17 protein-coding genes and 1 pseudogene are annotated in these 24855 nt (G+C 60.4%); 3 read left to right on the top strand and 15 right to left on the bottom strand.

The genetic code is table 11. The features are described 5' to 3' along the window. Positions 1-53: 53 nt before the first annotated feature. The 13 genes from tal to IPM84_16325 form a co-directional block, all read right to left on the bottom strand. The gene (gene tal / locus IPM84_16385; GenBank protein MBK9094315.1) at positions 54-1145 is read right to left on the bottom strand and encodes a transaldolase; all 1092 of its coding nucleotides are present in this window, start codon (positions 1143-1145) and stop codon (positions 54-56) included. A 95-nt stretch (positions 1146-1240) separates the two neighbouring features. Further along, positions 1241-3775, bottom strand: a complete 2535-nt coding sequence (locus IPM84_16380) for a PAS domain S-box protein (protein MBK9094314.1) — start codon at positions 3773-3775, stop codon at positions 1241-1243. 36 nt (positions 3776-3811) lie between these two features. Next, complete coding sequence (locus IPM84_16375; GenBank protein ID MBK9094313.1) at positions 3812-4303, bottom strand: response regulator; 492 nt, start codon at positions 4301-4303, stop codon at positions 3812-3814. A 63-nt stretch (positions 4304-4366) separates the two neighbouring features. Continuing rightward, a complete protein-coding gene (locus tag IPM84_16370; GenBank protein MBK9094312.1) occupies positions 4367-4807 on the bottom strand; it encodes a response regulator in 441 nt (146 codons plus the stop codon). Between the two features lie 45 nt (positions 4808-4852). Further along, a complete protein-coding gene (locus IPM84_16365) occupies positions 4853-6895 on the bottom strand; it encodes a HAMP domain-containing protein (protein MBK9094311.1) in 2043 nt (680 codons plus the stop codon). A 123-nt stretch (positions 6896-7018) separates the two neighbouring features. Continuing rightward, on the bottom strand, positions 7019-9037 hold the full coding sequence (locus tag IPM84_16360) for an ABC transporter substrate-binding protein (protein MBK9094310.1): 2019 nt from the start codon (positions 9035-9037) through the stop codon (positions 7019-7021). 144 nt (positions 9038-9181) lie between these two features. Then, positions 9182-10885, bottom strand: coding sequence for a HAMP domain-containing protein (locus IPM84_16355; protein MBK9094309.1), 1704 nt, complete (start codon positions 10883-10885; stop codon positions 9182-9184). Beyond that, on the bottom strand, positions 10882-11865 hold the full coding sequence (locus tag IPM84_16350) for an ABC transporter substrate-binding protein (GenBank protein MBK9094308.1): 984 nt from the start codon (positions 11863-11865) through the stop codon (positions 10882-10884). The genes IPM84_16355 and IPM84_16350 overlap by 4 nt, the downstream gene beginning before the upstream one ends. Next, positions 11862-12854, bottom strand: a complete 993-nt coding sequence (locus IPM84_16345) for an ABC transporter substrate-binding protein (protein MBK9094307.1) — start codon at positions 12852-12854, stop codon at positions 11862-11864. Before IPM84_16345 ends, IPM84_16350 begins: the two co-directional genes overlap by 4 nt. Positions 12855-12857: 3 nt before the next feature. Beyond that, positions 12858-13277, bottom strand: a complete 420-nt coding sequence (locus tag IPM84_16340; protein ID MBK9094306.1) for a response regulator — start codon at positions 13275-13277, stop codon at positions 12858-12860. Positions 13278-13463: 186 nt separating this feature from the next. Next, positions 13464-14108, bottom strand: coding sequence for a response regulator transcription factor (locus IPM84_16335; GenBank protein ID MBK9094305.1), 645 nt, complete (start codon positions 14106-14108; stop codon positions 13464-13466). Continuing rightward, on the bottom strand, positions 14105-16849 hold the full coding sequence (locus tag IPM84_16330) for a PAS domain S-box protein (protein MBK9094304.1): 2745 nt from the start codon (positions 16847-16849) through the stop codon (positions 14105-14107). Before IPM84_16330 ends, IPM84_16335 begins: the two co-directional genes overlap by 4 nt. A 205-nt stretch (positions 16850-17054) precedes the next feature. Then, positions 17055-19088, bottom strand: coding sequence for a response regulator (locus IPM84_16325; protein MBK9094303.1), 2034 nt, complete (start codon positions 19086-19088; stop codon positions 17055-17057). 295 nt (positions 19089-19383) lie between these two features. Between IPM84_16325 and IPM84_16320 the strand changes: the two genes are divergently transcribed. The 3 genes and pseudogenes from IPM84_16320 to rhaI all read left to right on the top strand — a co-directional run bounded on the left by IPM84_16320 (position 19384) and on the right by rhaI (position 22222). Then, entirely contained in the window at positions 19384-20178 is a 795-nt protein-coding gene (locus tag IPM84_16320) for a FadR family transcriptional regulator (protein ID MBK9094302.1), read from the top strand. Positions 20179-20628: 450 nt separating this feature from the next. Further along, complete coding sequence (locus IPM84_16315; protein MBK9094301.1) at positions 20629-21075, top strand: 2-oxo acid dehydrogenase subunit E2; 447 nt, start codon at positions 20629-20631, stop codon at positions 21073-21075. Beyond that, positions 21063-22222 (top strand): annotated as a pseudogene (gene rhaI, locus IPM84_16310) (L-rhamnose isomerase). The gene IPM84_16315 and the pseudogene rhaI overlap by 13 nt, the downstream one beginning before the upstream one ends. Positions 22223-23370: 1148 nt before the next feature. On the opposite strand, the gene IPM84_16305 reads toward rhaI, so the two are convergent. Further along, positions 23371-24054, bottom strand: coding sequence for an isoprenylcysteine carboxylmethyltransferase family protein (locus tag IPM84_16305; protein MBK9094300.1), 684 nt, complete (start codon positions 24052-24054; stop codon positions 23371-23373). A gap of 25 nt (positions 24055-24079) precedes the next feature. After that, positions 24080-24673, bottom strand: coding sequence for a GNAT family N-acetyltransferase (locus tag IPM84_16300; protein MBK9094299.1), 594 nt, complete (start codon positions 24671-24673; stop codon positions 24080-24082). Between the last annotated feature and the right edge of the window lie 182 nt (positions 24674-24855).

Here is a 24855-nt window from a genome sequence, read left to right as displayed (position 1 = left end):
TACATCCTGTCTGAATTCCAGGCAGACCCAGCAGTTGCCCCGTGAAGGCATTTTCAACGAGCAGCCTGGCGGCTCGTTTCCACCGCGGCCAGCAGGGCGGTGAACGCGTCCGCGAAGGACTTGACGCCCTCGTCCTCAAGCTCGTCCGTCACTGCGTCCATCACGATCCCCAGCGCCTGCAGTTCGGCCAGGGTCTGGCGGGCGGCGTCCAGGTCCTCTTCCAGGCTGGCGGGCCGCACCTGCCCGTGATCCAGCAGCGCGACCAGGGTCTGCGGCGGCATGGTGTTGACCGTCTGCAGGCCGACCAGTTCCACGACGTAAAGCACATCGCTGTAGGCCGGGTTCTTGGCTCCGGTGGATGCCCACAGCGGGCGCTGCACACGGCCGCCCTGGGCCGCGAGGGCCTGGAAGCGCTCGGTGGCGAAGACCTCCTTGAAGTCGGCATAGGCCAGGCGGGCATTGGCAATCGCGGCCTTTCCACGCAGGTGAGCGTCCTGGTCGCTCAGGCGGGCATCTATCTTGCTGTCCACGCGTGAGACGAAGAACGACGCCACCGAGCTGATCGAGTCGAGCGGCAGCCCCGCGGCCGCGCGCTGCTCCAGGCCCTGCAAGTAGGCGTCCATCACCTCGGCATAGCGGCTGCGGGAGAAGATCAGGGTGACGTTGACGTTGATGCCCGCGGCAATCGCGGCGCTGATTGCGGGCAGGCCGGCCTTCGTGGCGGGGATTTTCACCATCAAGTTGGGGCGGTCCACGCGCTGCCAAAGCTGCCTGGCCTCCGCCAGCGTGGCGTCCGTCTCATGCGCCAGATACGGGCTGACTTCCAGGCTGACAAAGCCATCGCCCTTGCCGCTCTGGTGGTAAAGCGGGCGGAACAGATCCGCCGCGGTCTGGATGTCCGCGATCGCAAGCTGCCAGAAGATTTCCTCCGCGCTGCGGCCGGCCTTTGCCAGCGGCCGCAGCGCGGCGTCATAGTCGTGCGATTTGGTGATCGCGTTCATGAAGATCGTCGGGTTGGAGGTCACGCCACGAATCTCCTCGCGGCCGATCATGCCGGCCAGCTCGCCGTTGTCCAGCAAGCCGCGCTGGATGTTGTCGTACCATACCGACTGGCCCGCGGCATGGAGTGCTTGCGATGCGTTCATGTTCTTCTCCTGATAGGGGGATGGGGGGATGGGGGAATGGCGGTCTTATCATTCAGTGGCGCCGGCCGCCGCGCAGAATCTGCCGGATTTCGTAACTACTCAGCCATCTGTGGAGCTGTGCTCTCCAACGCCTGCGTCAACAGCCGCGCCAGGTCATCCAGATCCGGCGGTTTGAGAAGCCAGCCGGCCAAGCCCTGCGTCTTCAACCCCACCAGCTCGCCCTCCAGCGGATACCCGCTCAGAATCACAACCGGCGTGGTCAGCTCGCGCGCCCGCATGGCCCGCAAGAGCGCCTCACCGCCCATGACTGGCATCATCAGGTCGCTGAGCACCAGCGCAATCGTGTCACCACGCATCGCCAGCACGGCCAGCGCCTCTACGCCGTTGCCCGCGCTGGTCACGCGATAGCCCATCATCTCCAGAATGTCGGACATGGCGTCCAGCAGCACATCGTTATCTTCCACGATCAGGATCAACTGCGCGTCGCCGCCGGCCGCCGCGGCGGGAGCTGGCGCGGGGTTTTGCGCGGACGCGGCCTCTGCCACGGCTGGCAGGTAGATGGTGAAGGTGGTCCCCTGGCCCACGGCTGAGTCCACCGTGATCTCGCCCTCGTGCTGTTTGACGATGCCATGCACCTGCGCCAACCCCAGGCCGGTGCCCTGGCCGCGCGGCTTGGTGGTGAAGAACGGCTCGAAGAGGTGCGCCTGCGCCTCGGGCGCGATCCCCGTGCCGCTGTCCGTCACCGCCAGCCGCACCCAGGGGCCGGCCGGCAGATCGGGCCGCGGGGCCGTCTCCTGCTGCGCCAACGCCAGGCGCAGCGTGCCGCCCGCGGGCATGGCATCGCGCGCGTTGACCGCCAGGTTCATCAGCATCTGTTGCAGCCGCGTAGGATCGGCCAGCACCACGTACTCGCCCGGCTCGCACACCAGGGTCACTTCGATTGACTCAGGCAGAGTGCGGGCCAACAGCTTGACCTGCTCCTTCAGCAACGGCCCCAGGTCGAGCGGCCGCCGTTCCAGCACCGCGCGGCGGCTGAAATCGAGGAGCTGCTGGATCAGCCGTGTAGCGTGGCTGGTCTGCTCGCTGATGATAGCCAGGCGCTCACGCTCGCGCTCGGCCAGGCCAGGGGCACGGGCGATCAGCGGCGCCTGCAGCGCGATGATCGCCAGGATGTTGTTGAAGTCGTGGGCGATGCCGGCCGCCAATTGGCCGACGGCGGCCAGCCGTTCCTGCTGTTGGAGCTGATCGCGAAGGTCGCGCGCCTGCGTTACATCGTTGATGACCAGTACCCAATGTCCCGCCGCAGGGCTGTTCGCGCTGACCGATCGGGCGATGGCCTCGAAGATGTGCCGGCCCACCCGGACTTCGTGCCACGGCCCGCCGCGCTCCGCGGCAGCGAACAGCTCGGCCAGGGGCAGGTCGCCCAGGTGGGTGAGCCGCTCGCCGACGGCCGCGCCGGCCAGCGTCACCAGATCGCGCACACCCGCCGGGTTCGCCAGCAGCACCTGGCCGTCGGCGTCCAGCAGCAGCACGCCTTCGGGCACGGTGTCCATGATCTGGGCGATCTGTTCGGCCTGGGCCTGCACCTGCGCCAGCAGCCGTTCCCGCTCGGCCTCCGCCTGCTTGCGTTCGGTGATGTCGCGGCTTACGCCCACTATCCCAACCACCTTGCCTTGGCTATCCCGGATAGGCACCTTTTTCGCCAGAAGCCATACCTGCTGACCGGTCACCAAATCCGCCGAAAGGTCCTCTTGATCAAGCATCGGTTGACCTGACCGAATGATCTCCTGTTCTTCGGCGTAGTATTGCGCGGCGCTAGGTTGCGGGTAAAAGTCAAAGGCGGTCTTGCCGAGCACATCTTCTTGTCGTGTTGCCCCCAGTGAGCGCAGGTGAGCCGGGTTGTTGATGACGTACCGACTTTCGGCGTCTTTGATGTAAACGTCATCGGGCAGATTATCAATCAGCGTGCGCAACAGGTTGCGCTCTTGCGCCAGCGCATTCTCCGCGCGCTTGCGCTCGGTGATGTCCCGGAAAATAGCGTAAAAAACAGCGCGACCATTCACCTCAAGTGTCTTGACCCATACGCGGACATTTCTGAGCTCACCGCTTTTGGTGCGGTGGAGCGTTTCAAATTCGTCACTGCCTTCGCGAATTATTTTCTGGGTCCGCTCTGCTGTTTCCTCAGGCTTCTCTAACACTTCCCAGTCGGAGATTCTTAGAGCAGCAAATTCTTCGCGCGTATAGCCCAATTGCCGGCTTGCCGTTTCATTCGCCTCGATAATTTTTCCCGTTGCCAGGTCCATCAGAAGGACACCAATCGGTGAATGTTCGAATAGCAAGAGATAGCGTTCTTCGCTTTCGCGCAACGCCTCCTCCGCGCGCTTGCGCTCGGTGATGTCGCGGGCATTGATGACCAGTCCGCTCACCCCGTGGTCCAGCAGATTACTGCCCATGCCCTCCAAGATCCGCCAAGAACTATCGGCATGGCGGACGCGCATCAGCATCGAGAACGCGGAGGGACCCGGCGTACGGGCGCGATGTTCAGTGGCGGCGATGAAATTCGGGAGGTCTGGCGGGTCGATGAAATCCGTGATCTTCGCTCCGCTGACTGCCGCGACGGTATAACCCATGATTCTCTCAACGGATGGGCTGACATAATCGATGCGCTAATCCGGGTTCAGGATCACAATCAGGTCAGATGCGTTTTCGATGAGTGACCGGAAACGTTGTTCGCTTTCGCCCAACGCGCGTTCGGTTTCTGCTTTGGCTAATCGCGTCTTTTTTTGTTCCAGCGCCTCGCGTACCGCAAAGGGCAATTGTTTGAGCCGGTCTTTGAGGACATAATCGCTTGCGCCGGCTTTCATACACGCGACAGCAATTTCCTCATTTAATGAACCGGTCAGCAAGATAAACGGTAGCGTGAGGTCGCGTTCTAATAAAAGTTTCAACGCCTGCATGCCGTCGAATGCCGGCATCGCGTAATCCGATATGATCAGATCGGGCTGGAATTCCTCTAATGCCTTTAGGAACGCCGCTTTAGTTTCCACGCGCGTGAAAGTAAAGGCAAGCTCTTCTTGGCGGAGCACGCGCACTGCCAATTCGACATCGGCGGGAACATCTTCGACGAATAAGATGCGTATCGGTTGATTCGTTTCCATTGGGTTACTCCTGGAGGGAACGACGACGAACGGGACGCTGCGGCGAGCGTCCCCAACAGTGGGTTATCGCGTCGGCGGCTGATTGAGCAGCAGCCAGTACAGCCCCAGGTCTTTGACGGCAGCAACGAACTTATCGAACTCGACCGGCTTGACGATGTAACTGTTCGCGCCCAGCTTGTAACTCTCAACAATATCTCTTTCTTCTTTTGACGACGTCAGCACGACGACCGGAATGATTCTGGTGACCGGATCACTTTTGATCGCCCGCAAGACTTCTAGTCCATCCACTTTGGGGAGTTTCAAATCGAGCAGGATCACCTTCGGACCATTTTCGATCTTGCGGTGGCTGTACGCGCCGCGCGCAAAAACGAAATCCAATGCCTCTTCGCCATCCGTAACGACGGCGACATTGTTGGCAAGGTTGTTCTTCTTCAATGCCCGCAACGCCAACTCCGCATCGTTGGGATTGTCCTCGACCAACAGAATTTCAACTTGTCCGTTCATGATGGACCTCCTTATGGATTGTATGGGCAACCACGAGGGTCGCCCCTACTTTTGGGGTAACGCAAAATAGAATGTCGCGCCTTGATTGACTTGTCCTTCCGCCCACACGCGCCCGCCGTGGCGGTGAATGATGCGCTGAACGATCGCCAGCCCCACACCATTGCCTTCGAACTCGGCGGTTGTGTGCAAACGTTGAAAGACGCCGAAGAGTTTGTGGGTATAGGCGGGATCAAAACCGACGCCATTGTCTTTCACGAAGTAAACATTCATTCCATCTTCCGCATAAGAACCAATTTCAATACGCCGCTCGGTTTTGGGCATTGTATATTTGGTGGCATTGGAAAGCAAATTACTCCACGCTTGCCGGAGCAGAGTCGGATCGCCAAACGCATCCGGCAAGTGCGCGACGGAAAACGAAATTGCCCCTTGCGTCTCCGGCGAAGCGATCTCGTGATAAACGGTGTGAACGAGCGCAGTCATATCAATGCGGGAGAACTGCATCTCGCCCCGGGTGATCCGCGAGAGAGTGAGCAGATCGGTGATGAGTTGGTCCATTCTCTGTGTGTTAGTGCGAACGACGTTCAGCAACCGCTTGCCTTCGGCGTCCAGTTTGTCTTCGTATTCCTCCAGGAGAATCCGCGAAAAGCCGTCCACCGCGCGCAGCGGCGAGCGCAGATCGTGCGAGACGGAGTAGGCGAACGCTTCCAGTTCTTTGTTCGCGGCTTGCAGTTGGGCGGTGCGCTCGATGATGCGCTGTTCCAGTTCGGCGTTGAGTTTGTTGATTTGTTCTTCGGCTATTTTCTGGTCTTCCACCACGCTGAGCAAGGCACGGCGCGACTGATCCGCTTCGGCGAGCAAGCGTTGCAGTGCAGCGCGCGCGGCAAGGATTTGCGTCTCTTGTCGTTTGCGCTCGGTGATGTCTTCAGAGATCACCGCGAATTGTCCCCTTTGGGGGCAATACGCGTGCATAGTATAGTGCCGATCTAATTCGCGCGCATAGCGTTCAAAAACGATGGACTGTCCGGTCAAGGCGACCTGACCATACTTGTCAATCGAATCTTGTTCTGTGTCAGGCAAGACCTGACGAATTGTCTTGCCAATAATCTCACGCGCGGGCAAGCCGGTCAGTTTTTCGAACGCTTGATTCGCTTCGATAAAACGATAGTCAACCGGGTTGCCCTTGTCATCGCAGATGATCTCGTGCAACGCAAAGCCCTCCAGCATCTGCGTGAACAGCAAGCGAAAGCGGTCTTCGCTGGCGTGTAATTCTTTGTCCAAGCGTACTTTTTCAAGCGCATTGTTCCGAAACACCTCCACCGCTTTTGCCATCGCCCCGATTTCGTCTCGGCGATTCAAATCCCCTACCTTGACCGACAGATCGCCCGACGCCAATTGGCGCATGACCTGGGTGATGGAGCGAATGGGCTGAGAAATCAACCGAGTGCTCATCTGCGTGGTGACGACCAGCGCGCCCAAGGTAATCAAGAAGGCAAAAACGATGATTACGCTGGCAAGTGTCCGTGTGGATTGCTCCATCTCGCCGGCGAGGCGAACAACCTTCGCCTTTTGGTAATCCTGCAATTCCACCAACGTCTTGCGAAATTCGGCGAAGCTCACCCCCGATGAACGAACCAGGAGGACGCCAAACGATGGATTGTCGGCAACGGTGACCGCCGCTTGTTGCGCTTGCAACCGAAACGCATCCATGGGTGGTTTCATCCGCTCCAAAATGGCGCGTTCCGCCGAGTCCGGTTGCCAGTGGGTCAGCATCTCGCCGTGAGCGATATTGAGATCGCTGAGACCTTGCTGGAGCCGCATGTTGATCGGCTGGACTTCTGACTGGGGCAGTTTCATCGAGTGCAGGACATAGATTTGAAATACATCCGACTGCACTTGCTCGCTCAAGATGATAAAATCATCCACCGCCCTGATCTTGGTCAGCGCGATTTCATTGACAGCCCCCAGTGTCGCGTGTTGTTGAGTCATGCCATAGATTCCCAGCCACGCGACAATCGCTAATTCCCCGATGAAAATCGCGGGCGGAATCAAAACCTTGATGCGAATGGATAGATCCTGCAAAAATTGCATCGCGTCTCCTGATCGTCAGGACTTGCTCGGTTGTCATTTCGAGCCGTTCTTGCGACGCGAAGCGTCTCCAGCGAAAACCGGGACGCTTCGCGTCACTGCGTTCGAAATGACAAGCCAAAGTCCTTACCGTGAATCCCACTGCAGAGCGCAGAGAATATCTTGGTCGGACAACATGCCACACCATGCCGACATGGGATCGGCTTGCTGGGTCACCGGATGGGGCCACACGCCGGTCAAATGGACTAGCCCCCCATCCTTGCCCTGGGCGGCGTTCACTAAACGCTGGATCACGTTTTGCCCTTGCAGATCCAGAATACCGCCGAGTTCCATGCCGGGTTTGGTTTGTCCCGAGTTGTCCAGAAACACGGTGCCTTGCCGGGTAAAACCCAGGATGTGCAACCCCGATCCTTGGAGGTCCAAAAATCCTTGCTGTGGATCACGCAACAAAGCCAGTGTGTCGTACGAGCCGCGCTCCTGAATGAGCGTCATTGCCTGGACGCCAACGACCATGAGAGGCGGACTGGCACTTGCCACCGTGGGGATCGGCGCATACGCTTTGACGAGCGGCGTTTTCCAATAGACCTCGTCCAAAGGCGAATGCACTCCCCAAATGGAAAGCGGCGGATTGCCCAGCGCCGTGTTGTACACCGTGTAGATCGGCAACACGTTGATATAGACGATAGGCACATCCTCGGTCACGATCTGTTGAAACTCGGCGTACAATTGCTTGCGCTGGTTGGCATCCATTTCCCGTTCGGCTTGGGCAAGGAGTTCATCCACTCTGGGATTGCGATAGTTTTGCGTATTGGACCAGACCACGCCTTTGCGAATGTTATCGGACAGATACGTCCGGTGGACGCCGATGACCGGGTCGCCCCAGTTATAGACCGAATCCATCGTCATATCAAAATCCCAGGCGCCAATGCGCGCCGCCCAATCGGGAAAGGTCGCCGATTTGCGAACCTGCACCCGGATGCCGATCTTGGCAAGTTGCCGTTCGAGATAGAGCGCGATGTCCCGTTGTTGGGTGGGTATTACTGGAATGTAATCCAAGGTCAAGCCAAAGCGCGTGCCGTCCGGTTTCAGCGGATACCCCGCCGCGTCCAGCAGTTTGGTTGCCTTGTCCAGGTCAAGATCATACTTGTGAACGCCGGCGGCGAAGAATGGACTAGACGGCGCGATGGGGCTGATGGCGCGCTGTGTTTTTCCCTGGTGCAGATATTGGGTGATGAAATTGGGGTCAACGGCGTAGGCGATGGCTTGCCGCACGCGTTTGTCGTCTAGCGGTTTGTGTTGCAGATTAAAGGCAAGCCAGACCAGTGGACCTAACCCTTCAGCCCCGCGCGGGGTGACCGCCAGGTATGGCTTGCTACTCAACCGGTCCAGTCCCGCAAAATCGGCGAACAGGGGCAGCAGGTGCGCCTCCTGTCGCTCCATCGCAATCACTTGCGCGTTCGGATCATCCTCAAGCCGAATCACAATTCCATCCAGATAAGGACGGCTTGGAATAAAGAATCCTTCGTAGCGTTCCAACACGATAGATTCGCCAGGGACATATTTCACCAGTTTGAAGGGACCCGAACCCACCGGTGCCAGGTTGGCGGGATGGGTTAGAATGTCCCGCCCATCGCCGTAGATGTGCTTGGGCAGAATCGGCAACAACGCGGGCGACATTGCCAGCAGAATTGCCGGGTGGGGGCGCGATAGGCGAATCACTGCTGTGAGTGGATCGGGCGTGTCCACTTTATCCACCGGCGCAAACATCGTCTTGAATGGATGATATGTCTTGACCGTCATCACGGAAAAAGCCACGTCTTCCGAGGTGATGGGATGTCCATCGTGAAAGGTTGCCCCTTGCACCAAATGTAGCGTAACCGCCAAACCATCCTTTGAGACTTCCCAACTCTTCGCCAGGTACGGCTGCGGATTCCAATTCTCATCGTACCTCAGCGGGCTGGCAAAAATCTGTGCGGCGGGAAACGCCGTAGCCGAGCCAGAGATTAACGCGGGGTTGAAATGTCGGGGCGACCCCACGCCACTCAAAATGACGAGCGTGCCGCCGCGGCGCGGCTGAGACGTTGCGCCAATCGGGGTTGAACTAGCAGGCGCTGGCGTGGTGGGTGCAACTGGCACGCAACCCATTATGCCGACGCATAGAACCAAGCCCACCAGGACAAAATTCAAGCGCAATCTTTTCATTGTCAGTGCTCCTTTTGCTTGCTCATCCAGCGCGCGCAATTCATATGCAAGACCTTTGCTGAAATAAACCCGCCACTTTAATTCGCGCTATTGATTTTCCATCCCGCTGGGATGCTCTGCAATTTCTGCGCTGAGATAGCGCGGCGGATTGTCGGTGTGCGCCAGCAATTCGTTCACCTCGCGCTTGAGGTCGAGGATGCGGATCTCGCGTCCCAGGGTGGCTTGATGCCAACGGCGTAGTTCGTCCAGTTGTGCGTTGAGTTGCACCTCTGCCAGTCTGCGCTCAGTGATGTCGCGCGCCGATGACAGTGCGCCGGTGACGTTTCCACTTTCATCCTTGAGCACCCGGCGCCACCAGGCGAGTAATCGCTTTTGTCCATCCTTGCGCCTCTGCCAACTCTCTACGTAGATCGTGTTTTCACTGCCGGTGAAGAGTGGTTTTTCTGCACCATAAGTATCTTGTTCACCTTCAAAGTACAAAGCGGCTTCTCTGCCAATCACATCTGCGCCAAAGAACTCAATGCCCGGTTCATTCGCCCAGGCGTACACTTTGTTGTTGTCTACCTCCATGATGATGTCTGGAATGGCGGCGAGAATGGCTTCCTGGCGTGAGGAGAGGGCGCGCAACGTCCCCTCTGCGCGCTGGCGTTCAGCGACTTCTCTAAGCAGATCATCGCGGGAGACCAGAATCTTTTGGAGGTTCTCTGCCATTTGGACAAACGTCTCAGCTAATTGCCCGATCTCGTCCCCGCTTTTTACTTCGATGTGGGTATCCAGTTTGCCAGCGCCAATTTCGTGAGCGGCATTCACTAATTGCTCCACCGGCCGTGTGATCGTACGCGCGACCAAAAGGGAAATCACGGACGCCGCGCCAATCATCGCGAGCGCCACGCCGAGCAACATCACGGTGAGATCGCGCACCGGCGCGAACGCTTCGGCTTGATCCAGTTCGGTGATGAGGCACAACTGCGCGCCATCGAGCCAGCGATAAACAGAGAGGACTGGCTCGCCGCGATAATTATCCGCCGCAAGGGTTCCGTTCGTGCGGGTCAAACAACGTTTCACCGGTTCGGTATACACGCCGCGTTGAAGCACCGCCGGATCGCTGATAAAACGCGGTTGAGTTGCAAACAGATTCGCGGACGTCACGAGATAAAAATCATCGGTCGCGCGCAAACCGGTGCGACGATTGATGACCGCGTTCATCTCTCCCAAATTCAAGCGCGCCGCCAGCACACCCAGCAATTCGCCGTTCGCCGCGCGCACCGGCGCGGACGCGGTCATCGCCGCACCTTGCAACGTAAACGAATAGTAGATGTTTTGAATATACGGCGCGCGCCGACCTTCGATAAAGTACGGCAAGTCTTCGCGGAATTTTCCCTCTTCCGTGCGATTGGTGGAGAGGAGGATCTGGGCGTGCGCCGGTTCCAGGATGAACACTTCGGTAAATGCCTGATCGGGACCAATGCGCATCTGTAGTTCTTGCCGGATCTTGTCCTCCGCGAGCGCGTGCGCCGGTGAACCGGTAGGCGCGGTCAACAGCATTTGCAAATCCTCGCGCAAGCCGGGCGATTGCGCGAGCGCGACGGCGTCCGATTTGCGTTCGGTGATCCAGGCGTCGAGCGCGGCTTCTTTCTCAATTGCGGTGGCGCGCAATTCGGAAATGGTCGCGGCTTCTAACGCCGCGCGTCCGTAGATATAGAACAATGCGCTGATGCTCACGAGCAATAGCAACGCGAACAACCCAAACACCAAGGTGAGTTTTCGGGTGATACTGGATCGGATTTTCATTTGGCATAAATTTCCTTGATGAATTGCAAGGTGTAGACTTGCGTCACATCTACGGTTTGAGTCAGGACACCTTGCGCGCGCAGTGTTTTCTCCATTCCCGCCCACATCTCCGGCTTCATCCAGCCGATGGTGTCTTCGCCGGTGTTGACGAGCGGGATGCTCGCGATCATCTTGGTCGTTTCCAAAGCCGGGTCGAGGTTGGATTTGTACTTCAAGACCGTCGCTCCAATCAGCGTCGGATTTTCGACCGCGTAGGTCCAGCCCTTGAGCGTGGCACGCAGAAAGCGCGTGACCAAAACCGGATTCTTGGCGATCAAGTCATCCGTCGTCACGATCACGTCCGCATAGAAATGAATGCCATAGTCGTCGGGATAGATGATATTTAATTTGTAGCCGGCGCGTTGCGCCTCCACGACCAGACCGGTGACGAACGCGCTCCAGACCGGCACCTCGCCGGTAGCAAACAGCGTAACATCGGATGGCAAATTCACAAGTTGGTATTGATCCGGCTTGACGCCGATGCGTGCCATCATCGCGAGCAAAGTCTGCTCTGTCGTCGTAATGCTCCGAATCTTTTTGCCGACAAAATCTTGCGGACGTTTGATGCCGGAATCGGCAAGCGCGAAAAAAACAACTGGACTGCGGCGATAGATGGTGGCAATACTGCGCACCGGCTTACCGTCCGCGCGCGAGAGAATCAGATCCGCCGGCTGCGCGATGCCAAACTGCGCCGTGCCGTTCGCTACGGGCGCGATGAAATCCACTTGCGGTCCACCTTCAACAAATGAGACTTGAAGCCCTTCTGCCGCGAAATAGCCCTGCTGTTCTGCCGCATACAGTCCGGCGAATTCGGCTTGATGCAGGAATGACAGTTGCACCGTGACCGGCGTCGGCGCGCGCGTTGGCGTTGCCGCACACGCTGGGATGCTGACGATCAAACTGAAGATGAAAAACAAAGCAATCAATCTTGGCGCTTTCATTTGTATATCTCCTGCAAGAACTGCAACGTATACACCTGCGTCACGTCCACCGGCTTGGTCAATACCTTTTGCTCACGCAATGTTTTCTCCATCCCTGACCAAATCTCTGGTTTCATCCACCCGATGTGATCTTCGCCGGTGTTGATGAGCGGCAACCCCGCAGTCATTTGAGCGGTCTCGTGCGCGAGGTTTGCATTTGGATTGTATTTGGCAACCATTGGCGCGATCTGAACCGGATTCTCGACGGCGTACGTCCAACCCTTGAGTGTGGCACGCAAGAAACGTAGCACCAGGTCGGGGTTTGCGGCAATGTAATCGTCTTTGGCATAAAGCGTATCGGAGTAAAAGTGAATGCCGTAGTCATCCGGATAAATAATATTGACTTTATAGCCAGCCGACTGCGCGATGAGAACTTCGTTCGTTAAAAAAGCGTTCCAGACTTGAACCTGACCGGAATAAAACGGTCCTAGATCGGAACCCACATTAACTTCGGTATAAACACTGGATGAAATACCTGCCCTAGCCAGCATCGCATTCAGGATCAAACCCATCGTCGCGTTATATTGGATTGTCTTTCCAACGAAATCCTGCGGGCGGGTGATACCCGAATTGGCTAGGGTCATGAACACCGCGGGGTTGCGCCGGAAAATGACGGCGATAGCACGCAGCGATTCCCCCTGCGCTCGCGCGGCGATCATTACTTCCGGAGCGGTGAGCCCGAATTGGGCTGTGCCATCCAGTACCGCTTTCTTCAGATCCACTGTTGGCCCGCCTTCGATAAAGTTGACTTTTAACCCCTCGGCGGCATAATAGCCATTTTGGTCGGCGGCATAAAAACCCGCAAACTGCGCCTGGTGCAGATATTTGAGTTGCATGGTGATCGGCGTCAACGCCCGCGTTGGCGTCGCTGACGCGCAAGCGGAGACGCCAAGGAGTGCGCCGACGAGCAGGAAGAGTACCATCAGGAAATTGCGATTGGACATGTTCATTTTTCAACCTCCGACTGGTGTTTGCCTCGCATGCACTACTCGCCGAATACATGGCAGTAGTTCTGTAGTGAGAACATTCTTGAGAATGAGATCATCTGCTCCGTCGGCTAGCGCCACCTGCCGACAGTAATCATAGACGCCAGGGTCCTGCAATGTCATCGCAATGATGCCGACCTGCGGTAGCGCACTCCGCAAGTCGCGAATGAGCGCGGGGCGTTGTCCCTCGTGCAGGTCAAAATCGAGGAGAATGACCTGCTGGTGCAAAGCGTTGGCTTGAGCCAATGCCTCCGAGCTTCCCGTGGCTGTCCCGACAACAACAAATTCTCCGCCGTGGTTCTCTTGCAGAAAGCGCGTAAGAATTTTCAGAAAAGTTTCGTTGTCGTCCACCAACAGGACGCGCAACGGGTGTGCAGGCATAATCATCTCCGTAATCTCATTCTTTCGGCATGGCAAGCCGCATCCGTAGTTTATCGCCTTTGTGTGAGATGGGCTATACGTATCTCTACGGTATTTGGGCAACAGAAAACCCCGTATCCAAAATACGGGGCGGCGCAGGGGGGGGGTGCGACAGACTTCCGAAGTCTCGGAGACTTCGGAAGTCTGTGGGAATTATTCTTTCGCCAGGATTCCTCGCTGCAAAGCGTAACGAACCAGTTCGACTTGATTTTGGAGACCGAGTTTGCGCATGACACTGGCGCGGTGCATTTCCACCGTGCGGGGGCTGATGGACAGACGCGTGGCTATTTTAGCGTTCGTGTGACCTTCGGCGGCGAGTTGCAAGACCTCGCGCTCGCGCGGAGTGAGCGTGTTGTACGAATCAAGCGGCGCGCTCTTCGTCTTTTCGACGTAGGCGTCAATCAGATGCTCAGAAAGCGGCGGGCTGAGAAACCGCCGACCGGCGATGGCATCCCGAATCGCCTTCACCAGATCGGCGGTGGTGGACTTTTTGAGAACGTACGCGCTCGCGCCGGCGGTCAATGCTTCGAGGACGTAGCCCTCGTCGGCGTGCATCGAGAGGATCACGATGCGCGTCTGCGGCGAGCGCTGCCTGGCTTGCCGCGCGACTTCAAAACCGGCAAGCCCCGGCATCATCAGGTCGAGCACTAACACGTCCGGCTTGACGCGCTCGACCAGCCCAACCGCTTCGAGTCCATCTCCGGCTTCGCCGACAAGTTGGAAATCGGTCTCGGCTTCCAGCAGAGCGCGCAAGCCCTGTCGGACGATGGGGTGATCGTCGGCTAACACAATTCTCACTCTCGCCCCTCCTTCGTTTTCCGTTCAAGCGATCCGCTCAAAGGCACTTCCAGAACAACGTGCGTGCCAACGCCTGGGGTTGATTCTATCATCAAATTGCCGCCGAGCGCAACGGCGCGCTCACGCATTCCAGAGAGACCGCTAGAGATGGGTGCAACCAGTGCGGCTTGTACGTGAAACCCCTTGCCACGATCTTCGACCTGGACATGGAGCGTATCCTGAGTCGCCCAGAGACGCGCGATTGCTTCTTTCACGTCGGCGTGACGGGCAACATTCGTCAGCGCCTCCTGCACGATGCGGTACACCGCCGTCTCGATTTCAGACGCAAAGCGTCGGTCCAGCCCCGCATGTTCAAGGTGAACGCGGACGCCGGTTTGGTCGGCAAAGCGTTTCGCAAACCAGAGGAGCGCGGGCAACAAGCCCAGATCATCCAGCATCGTCGGGCGTAGATCGAGCGACATGCCTTGCACCTGCTCCAGCAGTTGCTCCACGAGCGATTGCGCATTGCTCAAACGAGAGCGCAGGGTATCTGCCGGCAAGTGACTATTGGTTTCCAACAACATTTTTAACCCGGTGAGAAGCTGACCGACTTCATCGTGGAGTTCACGCGCGATGTGGCGGCGTTCGGTTTCTTGAACCTCGACCAGGCGGCGGGAAAGGGCTTGCAGTTGATCGCGCGCGCGCTGCACCTCTTGGAACAATCTTTCCCGTTCTTCTTCCGCGCGCTTGCGCTCGGTGATGTCTTCAAAGATCACGCAGAAGCGATCCTTCCTATTCCAGGGACGATAGACAATGCAGTGATATAGCTTCCTCGTCGGATCGTGATACAGGTCGAACGTCTGGGAAATACCTGTGACAGCGACCTCGCCGTACCTCTTGACCCATTCCGGTTCGGTCTCGGGCCATACCTCATGGACTGTCTTGCTCTTTACCTCCTCGTTCTTAACCCCGGTGATACGCTCATAAGCGTCGTTGATGTAGACAAACCGATAGCTGATGAAATTGCCGCCATCATCGAAGACAGACTCGAAGATGACGAACGCGTTGATCATGCTCTTGAAGAGCCACTGCAGTTCCTCCGCGCTCTTCCGCTGTTCCTCCTCCGCCTGCTTGCGCTCAGTGATGTCGCGCACGATGGACACATACAAGTCGCCTTGGGCGCTTTCGATGCACGCGACGCTGACTTCGATGGGGATGCGCCGCCCACTGCGATGGAGATTCAGGCTTTCGAACGCGACATGCCCGTGACGCGCCAGTTCGTTTCTGACGACGTTGCCGGATTGTCCGCGCACTTCCGGCGCTTGCAGGTCCGAAACGCGCATCGTGAGCAGTTCCTCGCGGCTGTAGCCCGTCAGCTCGCCCATGCGCGGATTGACCTGGAGGATTTGGTCATCGGCGTTATCCACGTGGATGGCGTCATTGGCGCGCTCGAAGATGACGCGGAAGCGCGCCTCGCTCTCACGCAGCGCCTCCTCCGCCCGCTTGCGTTCGGTGATGTCGTGGCCGATGCCGATCAGGCCGATCACCTGGCCGGCGCGGTCGCGCAGCGGCACCTTGGAAGTCAATTGCCAGCCCTGGCTGCCATCCGGCAGGATGAAGCGCTCTTCGCGATTGAGCACGGGCTGGCCCGTCTGGATGACATGCTGGTCATCGGCGTCGAAGATTGCGGCCAGGTCAGGAGGAAAGACCTCGAAGTCGGTCTTGCCCAGCGCCTCCGCCGCCGAGGCGACGCCCATTTTGCGGATGTCAGCCGGATTGGCCAGGGTCTTACGGCCGGCGAGGTCCTTCACGTAAACCGAGTCGGGCAGGTTGTCCACCAGGGTGCGCAGCAGCGACCGCTCGGTAGTCATCGCTTCCTCCACCCGCTTGCGTTCGGTGATGTCCTGCGCCGCGCCAAAAATGCGGGTTACCTTTTGCCGCGCGTCGTCCCACACCGGGCGCGCATAATCGCGCAACCAGCGCGTCTCGCCGCCGCGCGTCACGAAACGCATTTCCGTCACGTCCGCCTTTCCTGCCGCCACGCGCTGGAAATGCTCAGTCGCAATTGGCAAATCTTCCGGCAGGACGATGCTGAAAAGTCCGCCGCGCGCTTGATTTTCCTCTAACGAGTAACCAAACATGGAGGTGAATGATTCGGTCAGCCATTCGCCCCGCGGGGTTCCGTCCGGCCGGATGCGGAGCTCGTACGCGTAATCCGAGATAAGTTCGGTCAACAGGCGAAAACGCGTCTCGGATTCGCGCAACGCCTCCTCCGCGCGCTTGCGCTCGGCGATCTCGGTCTGCGCTTCCTCATACAAACGGGTATTCTCCACAGCAATGGCTGCATGGCTGGCCGCACCCTCACCATAGGCAAGGATCGTGCCGGTGTAATCGTGTGGGGTGTTGTAGCTCACCACGCAGCGGACCTCTCCGCGGGCCGGGTCGCAGAGGTACATCCCACCACTGCGCGCGCCCAGCAACTGCGCCGCCCGCTCGACGATCGTATGGAGCAGGGTAGGTAAATCGTGCTGAGCGGCGATATCGAGCACCGTTGCCTGCAGCGCTGCGAGCTCTTCGACCCGGCCGCGCAGCGCATCTTCCGTCTGTTTACGCGCGTCGATGTCGCGCAGCAAACCGATGGCGCCCTGTGTATCGGTCTCGATCCCGACCGCGATGTCGGCAGCCTCGAAGGCGCGACGGATGGCCTCGGCGGCCGCCGGCTCGTCGTCTCCGATGATGATCCGCAGATGGGTGGCGTCCATGGCAACCTCCTAAAAGTGGTAACTGCTGGGTCTGCCTGGAATTCAGACAGGATTCACAGGATTGACAGGATATTCGAACTCTCGTGGCGGTAGTTTTGCACACCGCAGAGCAAGAATCCTGTACATCCTGTTCATCCTGTCCAAATCGGCCTGCAGGGTGAGCAGTTACTAAAAGTGGTCAATCGGGTGTGGGTGGTGCAGGGTCTTACGCGTCCAGCACAGCCCGCACCCTGGCAGCCACGTCGGCCACGGCAAAGGGCTTCTGCAGCCAGGGCACGCCGGCCTGCGCCAACTCCTCGTAGCCGCCCTCGGCCAGCGCGTGGCCGGTCATGAAGAGCAGCTTGACCGCCGGGTGCGCGGCGCGCAGCCGGCGGTAGAGTTCCAGCCCGCCCATCTCCGGCATCACCATGTCGCTGAGCACCAGGGCCACGCCGTGCCCTGGCTCAGCCAGCGCGGCTAACGCCTCGTGACCGGTCCCGGCCGACACAACCCGATAGCCCAGCCCCTCCAGCGCCTCGCCCACCGCTGCGCGTGCGGCCGCGTTGTCCTCCACCAGCAGGATCGTTTCGCTGCCGGTCGGGAGGTCCATGGCGGACGCGGGAGCCGGTGCGGCCGCCGGTTCAGCGCAGAGCGGCAGATAGAGCGTAAGGGTTGTGCCCACGCCCATCTGGCTGGTGACGTCAATGGCGCCCTCGTGCTGCTTGATGATACCGTAGACCTGCGCCAGGCCGAGGCCGGTGCCCTGGCCGGGGGCTTTGGTCGAAAAGAACGGCTCGAAGACCCGCGCCAGGTGCTCCGGCGAAATCCCCGTCCCCGTGTCGGCCACGTCCACACGCACCCACGGCCCCGGCCCCAAGTCGGGCAGCGGGGCTGGCTGGCCGGGCGCCAGCGTCAGGGTCGAAAGGGTGAAAGTCAGGCGGCCGCCCTGCGGCATGGCATCGCGGGCGTTGAGCGCCAGGTTCATCAGCGCCTGCTGCAGCCGGGTGGGGTCGGCCTGAACGATGTACTCGTTGCGGTCGTAGCGGATGCTGAGCTTGATGTGTTCCGGCAGGGTGCGTGCGAGCAGATTGACGAGTTCCTTGGCCTGCGAGAGCAGGTCGTGGGCATTGCGTTCCATGGGCGCGCGCCGGCTGAAGTCGAGGATCTGACGAATGAGGTTGGCAGCGTGATCGGCCTGTTGTCGAATAGTGGCGGCGTAGCGCTGGTGGCGCGGGGCCAGTTCGGGCGCCTTCTCGAGCAGCCCGGCGTAGAGCATGATGGCGCCCATGATATTGTTGAAGTCATGGGCGATGCCGGCGGCCAGTTGGCCGACGGTGGCCAGGCGCTCCTGCATCTGGCGATAGCGCTGTTGGTCGCGCAGCTCCGTAATGTCATTGGTGATGAACAGCCAGCTTTCGGGCGCCGCGGCGCTGCTGATGGGCTGAGCCGTCAGCGCGATGGTGCGAGTGCCGACGTGCAGTTCATGCCATTGGCCCGATGGGGGTGGCGCCATCAGTTCGGCGAGCGGCCGGCCGCCCAGGGCGGTGACGCGGGCGCTGATCTCAGCGCCGGTCAGCACGGCCAGATCACGCCGCGCCGCCGGATTGGTCAACAGTACCTGGCCCGCAGCATCGAGCAGCAGCATCCCGTCTGGCACGCTTTCGACGATCTGCGTGATTTGCTTGGCCTGCGCCTGCACCTGCGCCAGCAGTCGCTCGCGTTCGGCCTCCGCCCGCTTACGTTCGGCGATGTCGCGTTCCAGTGCGCGGTTCGCCTCTTCGAGCTGCACCATCTTGGCTTCGAGCTTGCGGATCAGGGCATGATTGTACTGCTGATAAAAAGGTTCATCGGTCGGGCGCGGCTCCTCGTCCGGGGCCAGCCGCTGCGCGGCGTGATTTGCCAACACTTGGCGCACCGCCTCAACGAAGGCATCCGGCTCGGCCGGCTTGACGATGAAACGCGCCGCGCCCAGGCTCAGGGCAAACGCCTCGTCCTGCGCATCGGTGTAAGTGGCGGTGTAGAAGACCAACGGCACACGGCGCAGATGCTCATCGGCCATCCACGCGCGGCACAGGCTGAAACCATCCATGCCGGGCATCAGGATGTCGGTGATGATCAGGTCCGGCGCCTCGCGGCGCGCCATCTCCAGCGCCTCGATTCCGTTGCGGGCTGACTGCACCTCGTAGCCATACGTCCCCAGCAGCACCTGCAGCAGGTAGAGATTCTGTTCCTGGTCATCCACGATCAAGACTTGGGTCATCGTTCACCTCCATCGGGTACCCATTCATCACCGGCGCCGGTAGGGGCATGATCTGCACTGGTCAGACACATGGGTAGGGATCGTTATTCAACGCAAAGGCGCAAGGGCGCAAGGGCGCGAAGGGCGCATAGAAGACGGATACAAGGCCGGCCAAGTCACAGATGGCTGGCTTTGTCGCTCGTTCGGGGCCATTATAGCGTGCCAGGGGCTACAACGCAAAGGACGGCCAATGCGGGGAGGACTTGGCAGGTCGCAGCGGCTCAGGTATAATGGCATTGACAATTGGTAATACCACATGACAACACAAACAGCAGACCACCCGCACAATGACGAAGCGCACCGTTCGTTCGGGCGCTCTGTGCTGGCGCTGGAGGCGCGTATGACCACGTGTGAACCTGCCTTTCGGGCGTTACGGCGTGAAAAATTAAGCGAACAGATCAGCCGGCAGCTCCTGTCGGCCATTACGCAGGGCTACTACGCAGAGGGCAACCGGCTCCCTCCGGAACGCGACCTGGCCGACATGTTCCAGACCAGTCGCGTGGCGGTGCGCGAAGCCTTGATGACCCTGGCCGCGAAGGGTATTCTGAACGTGGAGCATGGCCGAGGCTCCACCGTGAACCCGCGCATGCATTGGAATGTGCTGGACGCTGGTCTGTTCATGCTGCAGAACGGCGAACTGGCCTTCGAGCAGTTGAACGAAGTGCGGACCATCCTGGAACCGGAAATGGCTGCACTGGCCGCAGAACGGGCGACCCCGGCAGGCCTAACGGCCATGGCCGCACTCATCGCCCAACCTCATGCAGAAAATGTCGAGGAGCATGTGGAGTTCGACACCAGTTTTCATCTTGAAATCGCGAAGGCGAGCCAAAATACGGTCCTCCTGATCCTGATGTCGTCCATTACGGATTTGTTACGCGAGAGCCGCCGGCGCACCTTTCAGGTGGCGGGCGAGTTAGAGCGGGCCTGGGAGTGCCATCGTCAGGTCTATGACGCGATTGCCGCGCATGATCCTGTTGCCGCACGCCAGGCGATGGCCGATCACATGGTCCAGGTGCGCGAGGCCACGGCTCGCTACCAGGCCGCCGAATGAATTCGGGGCTACGGGGCGTTCCGCCGCAAGGTCGGCCTGCGCCGACCGGAATGGTTGCAGTTTGAGGATAACGCTAAATGCATAACGAGACCACGATTTTCCGTTCCTCATCAGCGTCCTTGTCCGTGCCCGGCCAGTCAGGCAGCGCACCGCTGGCGAGCCGCCGAATGAATTCGGGGCTACGGGGCGTTCCGCCGCAAGGTCGGCCTGCGCCGACCGGAATGGTTACAGTTTGAGGATAACGCTAAATGCATAACGAGACCACGATTTTCCGTTCCTCATCAGCGTCCTTGTCCGTGCCCGGCCAGTCAGGCAGCGCACCGCTGGCGAGTGAACTGCTGCTTGCCATGTACCGCAGCCGCCGAATGAATTCGGGGCTACGGGGCGTTCCGCCGCAAGGTCGGCCTGCGCCGACCGGAATGGTTGCAGTTTGAGGATAACGCTAAATGCATGACGAGACCACGATTTTCCGTTCCTCATCAGCGTCCTTGTCCGTGCCCGGCCAGTCAGGCAGCGCACCGCTGGCGAGTGAACTGCTGCTTGCATGGGGTGGATACCTTTACGCCCATCATCACGCCGCCGCAAGCTGCCATTCTGGGCATCGGCCGTCTGTTACGCAAGCCGGTGGTGGTTGCTGACGACCGCATCGAGGCGCGGACCCGGCTGAGCCTCAGTTTGACCTTCGATCATCGCCTGGTTGATGGTGCGCCGGCCGCGCGTTTCCTGGCACGGGTCACGCAGTTGATCGAGTTACCCTACCTAACGAGGCGATGCTGGAACTGGAAGAAGTGTTTCACCTCGACTAAGGACAGGAGGCAGCCATGCCAGAATCACAGAGCGGGTACGCCGCCCTCGCCGATACGCTTGCCGGCCGCGGCCTTGATCTGGCCCGCGTGAAAACCGCACTCAAACAGCAGCACATCGAAACCCCGTCCTGGGGCTACGGCGACAGCGGCACACGGTTCAAGGTCTTTGCCCAGCCCGGCGCCGCGCGCACCGTCGAAGAAAAAATCGCCGATGCGGCTTACATGAACCGACTAACCGGCATCGCGCCCAGCGTCGCCTTGCACATCCCGTGGGATACGGCCGCTGACTGGGCGGCCCTGAGGCAGTTTGCCGGCGAACTCGGCATCAGGCTAGGGGCCATCAACCCCAATCTCTTCCAGGACGATGTCTACATGCTCGGCAGCGTCTGCCATCCTTCAGCGGCCGTGCGCCAGCGCGCCAGAGATCACATGATCGAGTGCTGCGCCATCATGCAGGCAACCGGCAGCGACATCCTGTCGGTGTGGCTGGCCGATGGCACGAACTACGCCGGGCAGGATAGCATCCGCGCACGCAAACACCGGCTGCAAGAGACGCTGGCCGAGGTCTATCCACACCTGCCGCCTGGCAGCCGCATGTTGCTTGAATACAAATTCTTAGAGCCGGCCTTCTACCATACCGACCTGGCCGATTGGGGCATGGCGTACGCTCTGCCAAAAGCTTGGACCGCAGGCTGGAAGTTCTGGTGGACACGGGGCATCATGCGCAGGGCACCAACGTGGCGCACATCGTGGCGCTGCTGCTGGACGAGGGCCGCTTGGGAGGCTTCCATTTCAACGCGCGGCAGTACGGGGACGATGATCTGATCGTGGGCAGCACCAACCCGTGGGAACTGTTCGTCATTTTCAGCGAACTGGTCAGCGCGGGCGAAGGGGCAGCCAATGTGGCCTACATGATTGACCAGAGCCACAACATCGAGCCGAAGCTGGAAGCCATGCTCCTCAGCATCCTCAACTGCCAGACGGCCCTGGCCAAAGCCCTGATCGTGGATTATGCCGCCCTGCGCGCCAGGCAAGAGGCCGGCGACGTCCTCGGCAGTCATCTGATCCTGGCGGACGCGTTCCAGACCGATGTGCGTCCCCTCCTGCGGCAAGTGCGGGCCGAAATGAATGTGCCGCTCGATCCGCTGGCCGCGCTCAAAGCCGACAGCTACGTGCAAACGGTGGCCGCGGCCCGCGGCGCGGCGCACGCAGCCAGCAGCGGCTACCCCGGCGCCTGACTCAGGCAACGGCCTGCAGGACACGCAAGGCCCGCAGGGTGGGTGCATTGGGCGCGAAGGCGTTTGGAGCACGAAGACGCGAAGTGGCACGAAGGGCGCGAAGCACGAAGGGCGCGAAGCACGAAGGGCGCGAAGCACGAAGGGCGCGAAGGGACGCGCCGCGGCGAGTAGGTTTCTCATGTTTGGGCTCCATTGGTATGCAGGGCCATTATCGCGCCGCGTCACAGGCGCGTCAAGCGAAAATTGGCTCAGCAGACGAAAGGGCATTTCTCAATTTCCTCGTTCGTGGAGTAAACTATCCCTGTCTGCCGACGCGACGCGTATCTCATCGCGAGCGTTTGGAGCGCGGGCGTTTGGATCACGAAGGCGATCACGAAGGGCTCGCACGTTTGGATCACGAAGGCGCGAAGTGGCACGAAGGGCGCGAAGAGACGCGCCGCGGCGAGGGCCTTCGCGCTTCGTGTCCTTCGCGAACCTTCGTGGCTTCGCGCTCCAAACGCCTTCGCGCTCCAAACATCCGTAGCATGTGAGTGATCGCGCCCTATTTCGAGGCCTTGCCGGTGCTCTGTTCGACCCTGAACTCGACGATCCGGCGAATCAGGTCCTTGGGCAATGGCTGCCAAGGGGAACTGCGCCCTTCCCCCCCCCCCCCCCCCCCCCTCCCCCCCCCCCCCCCCCCCCCCCCCCCCCCCCCCCCCCCCCCCCCCCCCCCCCCCCCCCCCCCCCCCCCCCCCGGGGCGCTTTCCCCCCCCCCCCCCCCCCGCGGGGGCCCCCCCCCCCCCCCCCCCCCCCCCCCCCCTCCCCCGCCCCCCCCCGCGCCCCCCCCCCCCCCCCCCGCCCCCCCCCCCCCCCCCGCCCCCCCCCCCCCCCCCCCCGCCGCCCCCCCCCCCCCCCCCCCCCCCCCCCCCCCCCCCCCCCCCCCCCCCCCCCCCCCCCCCCCCCCCCCCCCCCCCCCCCCCCCCCCCCCCCCCCCCCCCCCCCCCGCCCCCCCCCCTTCCGGGGGGGCCCCCCCCCCGAGTGGGGGCCGGGCCCCCCCCCCCCGGGCGCCCCCCCCTGGTGTATCCCAGCAGCCAGGGGAGGGGATCGGCGAGGCGTTGCGTTTGCCATGACATAGGTCACTCCTTGTTAGCGTAGCGTTTCTCTCTCGCCTACCAAATGCCCGGCAACAGGCGATAACGCACCTGGCGCGCATAGCCGGCATAGCCGATCAACTCCACCTGCAAGGTGCGGTCTTCGAGTGCCGTGCGGAGGATGAGCAGGAGGACGCTCAAGCCGCTGATGATCAAAGCAGGCCAGGAAGCGAGCAAAACCGGCACAGCCAGTTCAAATAGAATTGCGCCGATGTAGGCCGGATGCCGCACGTAGCGGTACGGGCCGCCACGGACGACCGTGTGGCCGCGCTCAGACTGAATGCGCACAATCTGCGAGAAGAACGCGTTGGAAGCCGTCGCCCAGACCACCAGGGCATAACCCAGCACACACAGGGCCAACGCAGCAAGCTGCGCCACCGCAGGCAAGCCGCCTGTCCAGTCATAACGCTGATCCAGTCCGGCGATGATGTAGCGCGCTAACTGGATCAGGCCCAGAAGGCTCATGATGGCGGTGTCCCACGGCTTGGCCCCCTTACGCGGCCCCAGGCGCTCAGCCAGCAGGCCTGGGTTGAGGCGGATGAGGGTGATGGCCATCGCCGCGATCCAGGCGGCCATGACCGCGAGCGCGGCCCAGCCCGGCCACCAGTCCAGCCGCCCGGCGGGCCAGAACAGTGCTACGCCCATGCCAAGGAGACCAAGGGTCTCGCGAATGGCATATCGTACCATGAGCTTGGTGTTCATGTCCTTTCACCTCCCAGATCACTATTCAGAGGTTCTCAAGAACGCCCACCACCTGCAACCACGGCGGTTCGGGAGACGGATTGTTCTCGATCCGCATGCCCAGCTTTCTCATCACCCCTATCGAAGCGACATTGTCATCCATCGTCGTCGCGATCACACGCCGGAGCCGCAAATGCCGGAACGCATAATGGATCAGCGCTTGCGCGGCCTCCGTTGCGTAGCCGTGGCGCTGATGTGCTGGGGAAATCGCATAGAATAGGCCAAACTCCGTTGAGTAAAGGCCGGCGCCTCCCAAAAGGTCGCCAGGGGCGAAGCCAGGCAACTGTTCAAAGGGGGCCAGGCAGGGCACAAAACCACAAGCGCCGATCAGTTGCCCTGTTGACTTGAGGACCACCGCGCGATCACCGTACGGCGGCTGGTGGAGCTGCGCGAGTTGCGCGTCATTCAGCACCGCCCACTGCAACCACTGGGCGCGTTCGGTCAGGGTCTCCATCTTGTCGGTACGGAGGTCCGTGTCGCTCAACTCAACATCGAGGAGTTGATAAACGTCCTGCAAGTCTTCGAGCACAAAAGGCCGAACCAGGAGGCGTGCGGTTTCGAGAACGGGCATTTGGGTCATGGCGCTAATTTGTTATCCTCCAAATCAGTTCCAAGTGCACAGATGGCATCACAGGGTCATTATCGCGCCGCGTTACAGGCGCGTCAAGCGGAAATTGGCTCAGCAGGCGTAAGGACATTTCGCGTTTCCCCCGTTCGTGGTGTAAACTACCCCCGTCTACCGACGCGACCCGTGTCCACACC

The sequence above is a fragment of the Candidatus Amarolinea dominans genome (assembly GCA_016719785.1).
Lineage (GTDB): Bacteria > Chloroflexota > Anaerolineae > SSC4 > Amarolineaceae > Amarolinea > Amarolinea dominans.
Note: the sequence above shows the minus strand (reverse complement) of the source record. Positions and strands in the feature narration are given on the sequence as shown.

What these genes read in the sequence shown, in the direction of transcription:
- IPM84_16315 (MBK9094301.1), top strand. Translation starts at nt 20,629, where the DNA reads ATGACGAGACCACGATTTTCCGTTCCTCATCAGCGTCCTTGTCCGTGC.
- IPM84_16320 (MBK9094302.1), top strand. Translation starts at nt 19,384, where the DNA reads ATGACAACACAAACAGCAGACCACCCGCACAATGACGAAGCGCACCGT.
- IPM84_16370 (MBK9094312.1), bottom strand. Translation starts at nt 4,807, where the DNA reads ATGAACGGACAAGTTGAAATTCTGTTGGTCGAGGACAATCCCAACGAT.
- IPM84_16300 (MBK9094299.1), bottom strand. Translation starts at nt 24,673, where the DNA reads ATGACCCAAATGCCCGTTCTCGAAACCGCACGCCTCCTGGTTCGGCCT.
- IPM84_16330 (MBK9094304.1), bottom strand. Translation starts at nt 16,849, where the DNA reads ATGGACGCCACCCATCTGCGGATCATCATCGGAGACGACGAGCCGGCG.
- IPM84_16340 (MBK9094306.1), bottom strand. Translation starts at nt 13,277, where the DNA reads ATGATTATGCCTGCACACCCGTTGCGCGTCCTGTTGGTGGACGACAAC.
- IPM84_16305 (MBK9094300.1), bottom strand. Translation starts at nt 24,054, where the DNA reads ATGAACACCAAGCTCATGGTACGATATGCCATTCGCGAGACCCTTGGT.
- IPM84_16360 (MBK9094310.1), bottom strand. Translation starts at nt 9,037, where the DNA reads ATGGGTTGCGTGCCAGTTGCACCCACCACGCCAGCGCCTGCTAGTTCA.
- IPM84_16365 (MBK9094311.1), bottom strand. Translation starts at nt 6,895, where the DNA reads ATGCAATTTTTGCAGGATCTATCCATTCGCATCAAGGTTTTGATTCCG.
- IPM84_16355 (MBK9094309.1), bottom strand. Translation starts at nt 10,885, where the DNA reads ATGAAAATCCGATCCAGTATCACCCGAAAACTCACCTTGGTGTTTGGG.
- IPM84_16325 (MBK9094303.1), bottom strand. Translation starts at nt 19,088, where the DNA reads ATGACCCAAGTCTTGATCGTGGATGACCAGGAACAGAATCTCTACCTG.
- IPM84_16350 (MBK9094308.1), bottom strand. Translation starts at nt 11,865, where the DNA reads ATGAAAGCGCCAAGATTGATTGCTTTGTTTTTCATCTTCAGTTTGATC.
- IPM84_16345 (MBK9094307.1), bottom strand. Translation starts at nt 12,854, where the DNA reads ATGAACATGTCCAATCGCAATTTCCTGATGGTACTCTTCCTGCTCGTC.
- IPM84_16375 (MBK9094313.1), bottom strand. Translation starts at nt 4,303, where the DNA reads ATGGAAACGAATCAACCGATACGCATCTTATTCGTCGAAGATGTTCCC.
- IPM84_16380 (MBK9094314.1), bottom strand. Translation starts at nt 3,775, where the DNA reads ATGGGTTATACCGTCGCGGCAGTCAGCGGAGCGAAGATCACGGATTTC.
- tal (MBK9094315.1), bottom strand. Translation starts at nt 1,145, where the DNA reads ATGAACGCATCGCAAGCACTCCATGCCGCGGGCCAGTCGGTATGGTAC.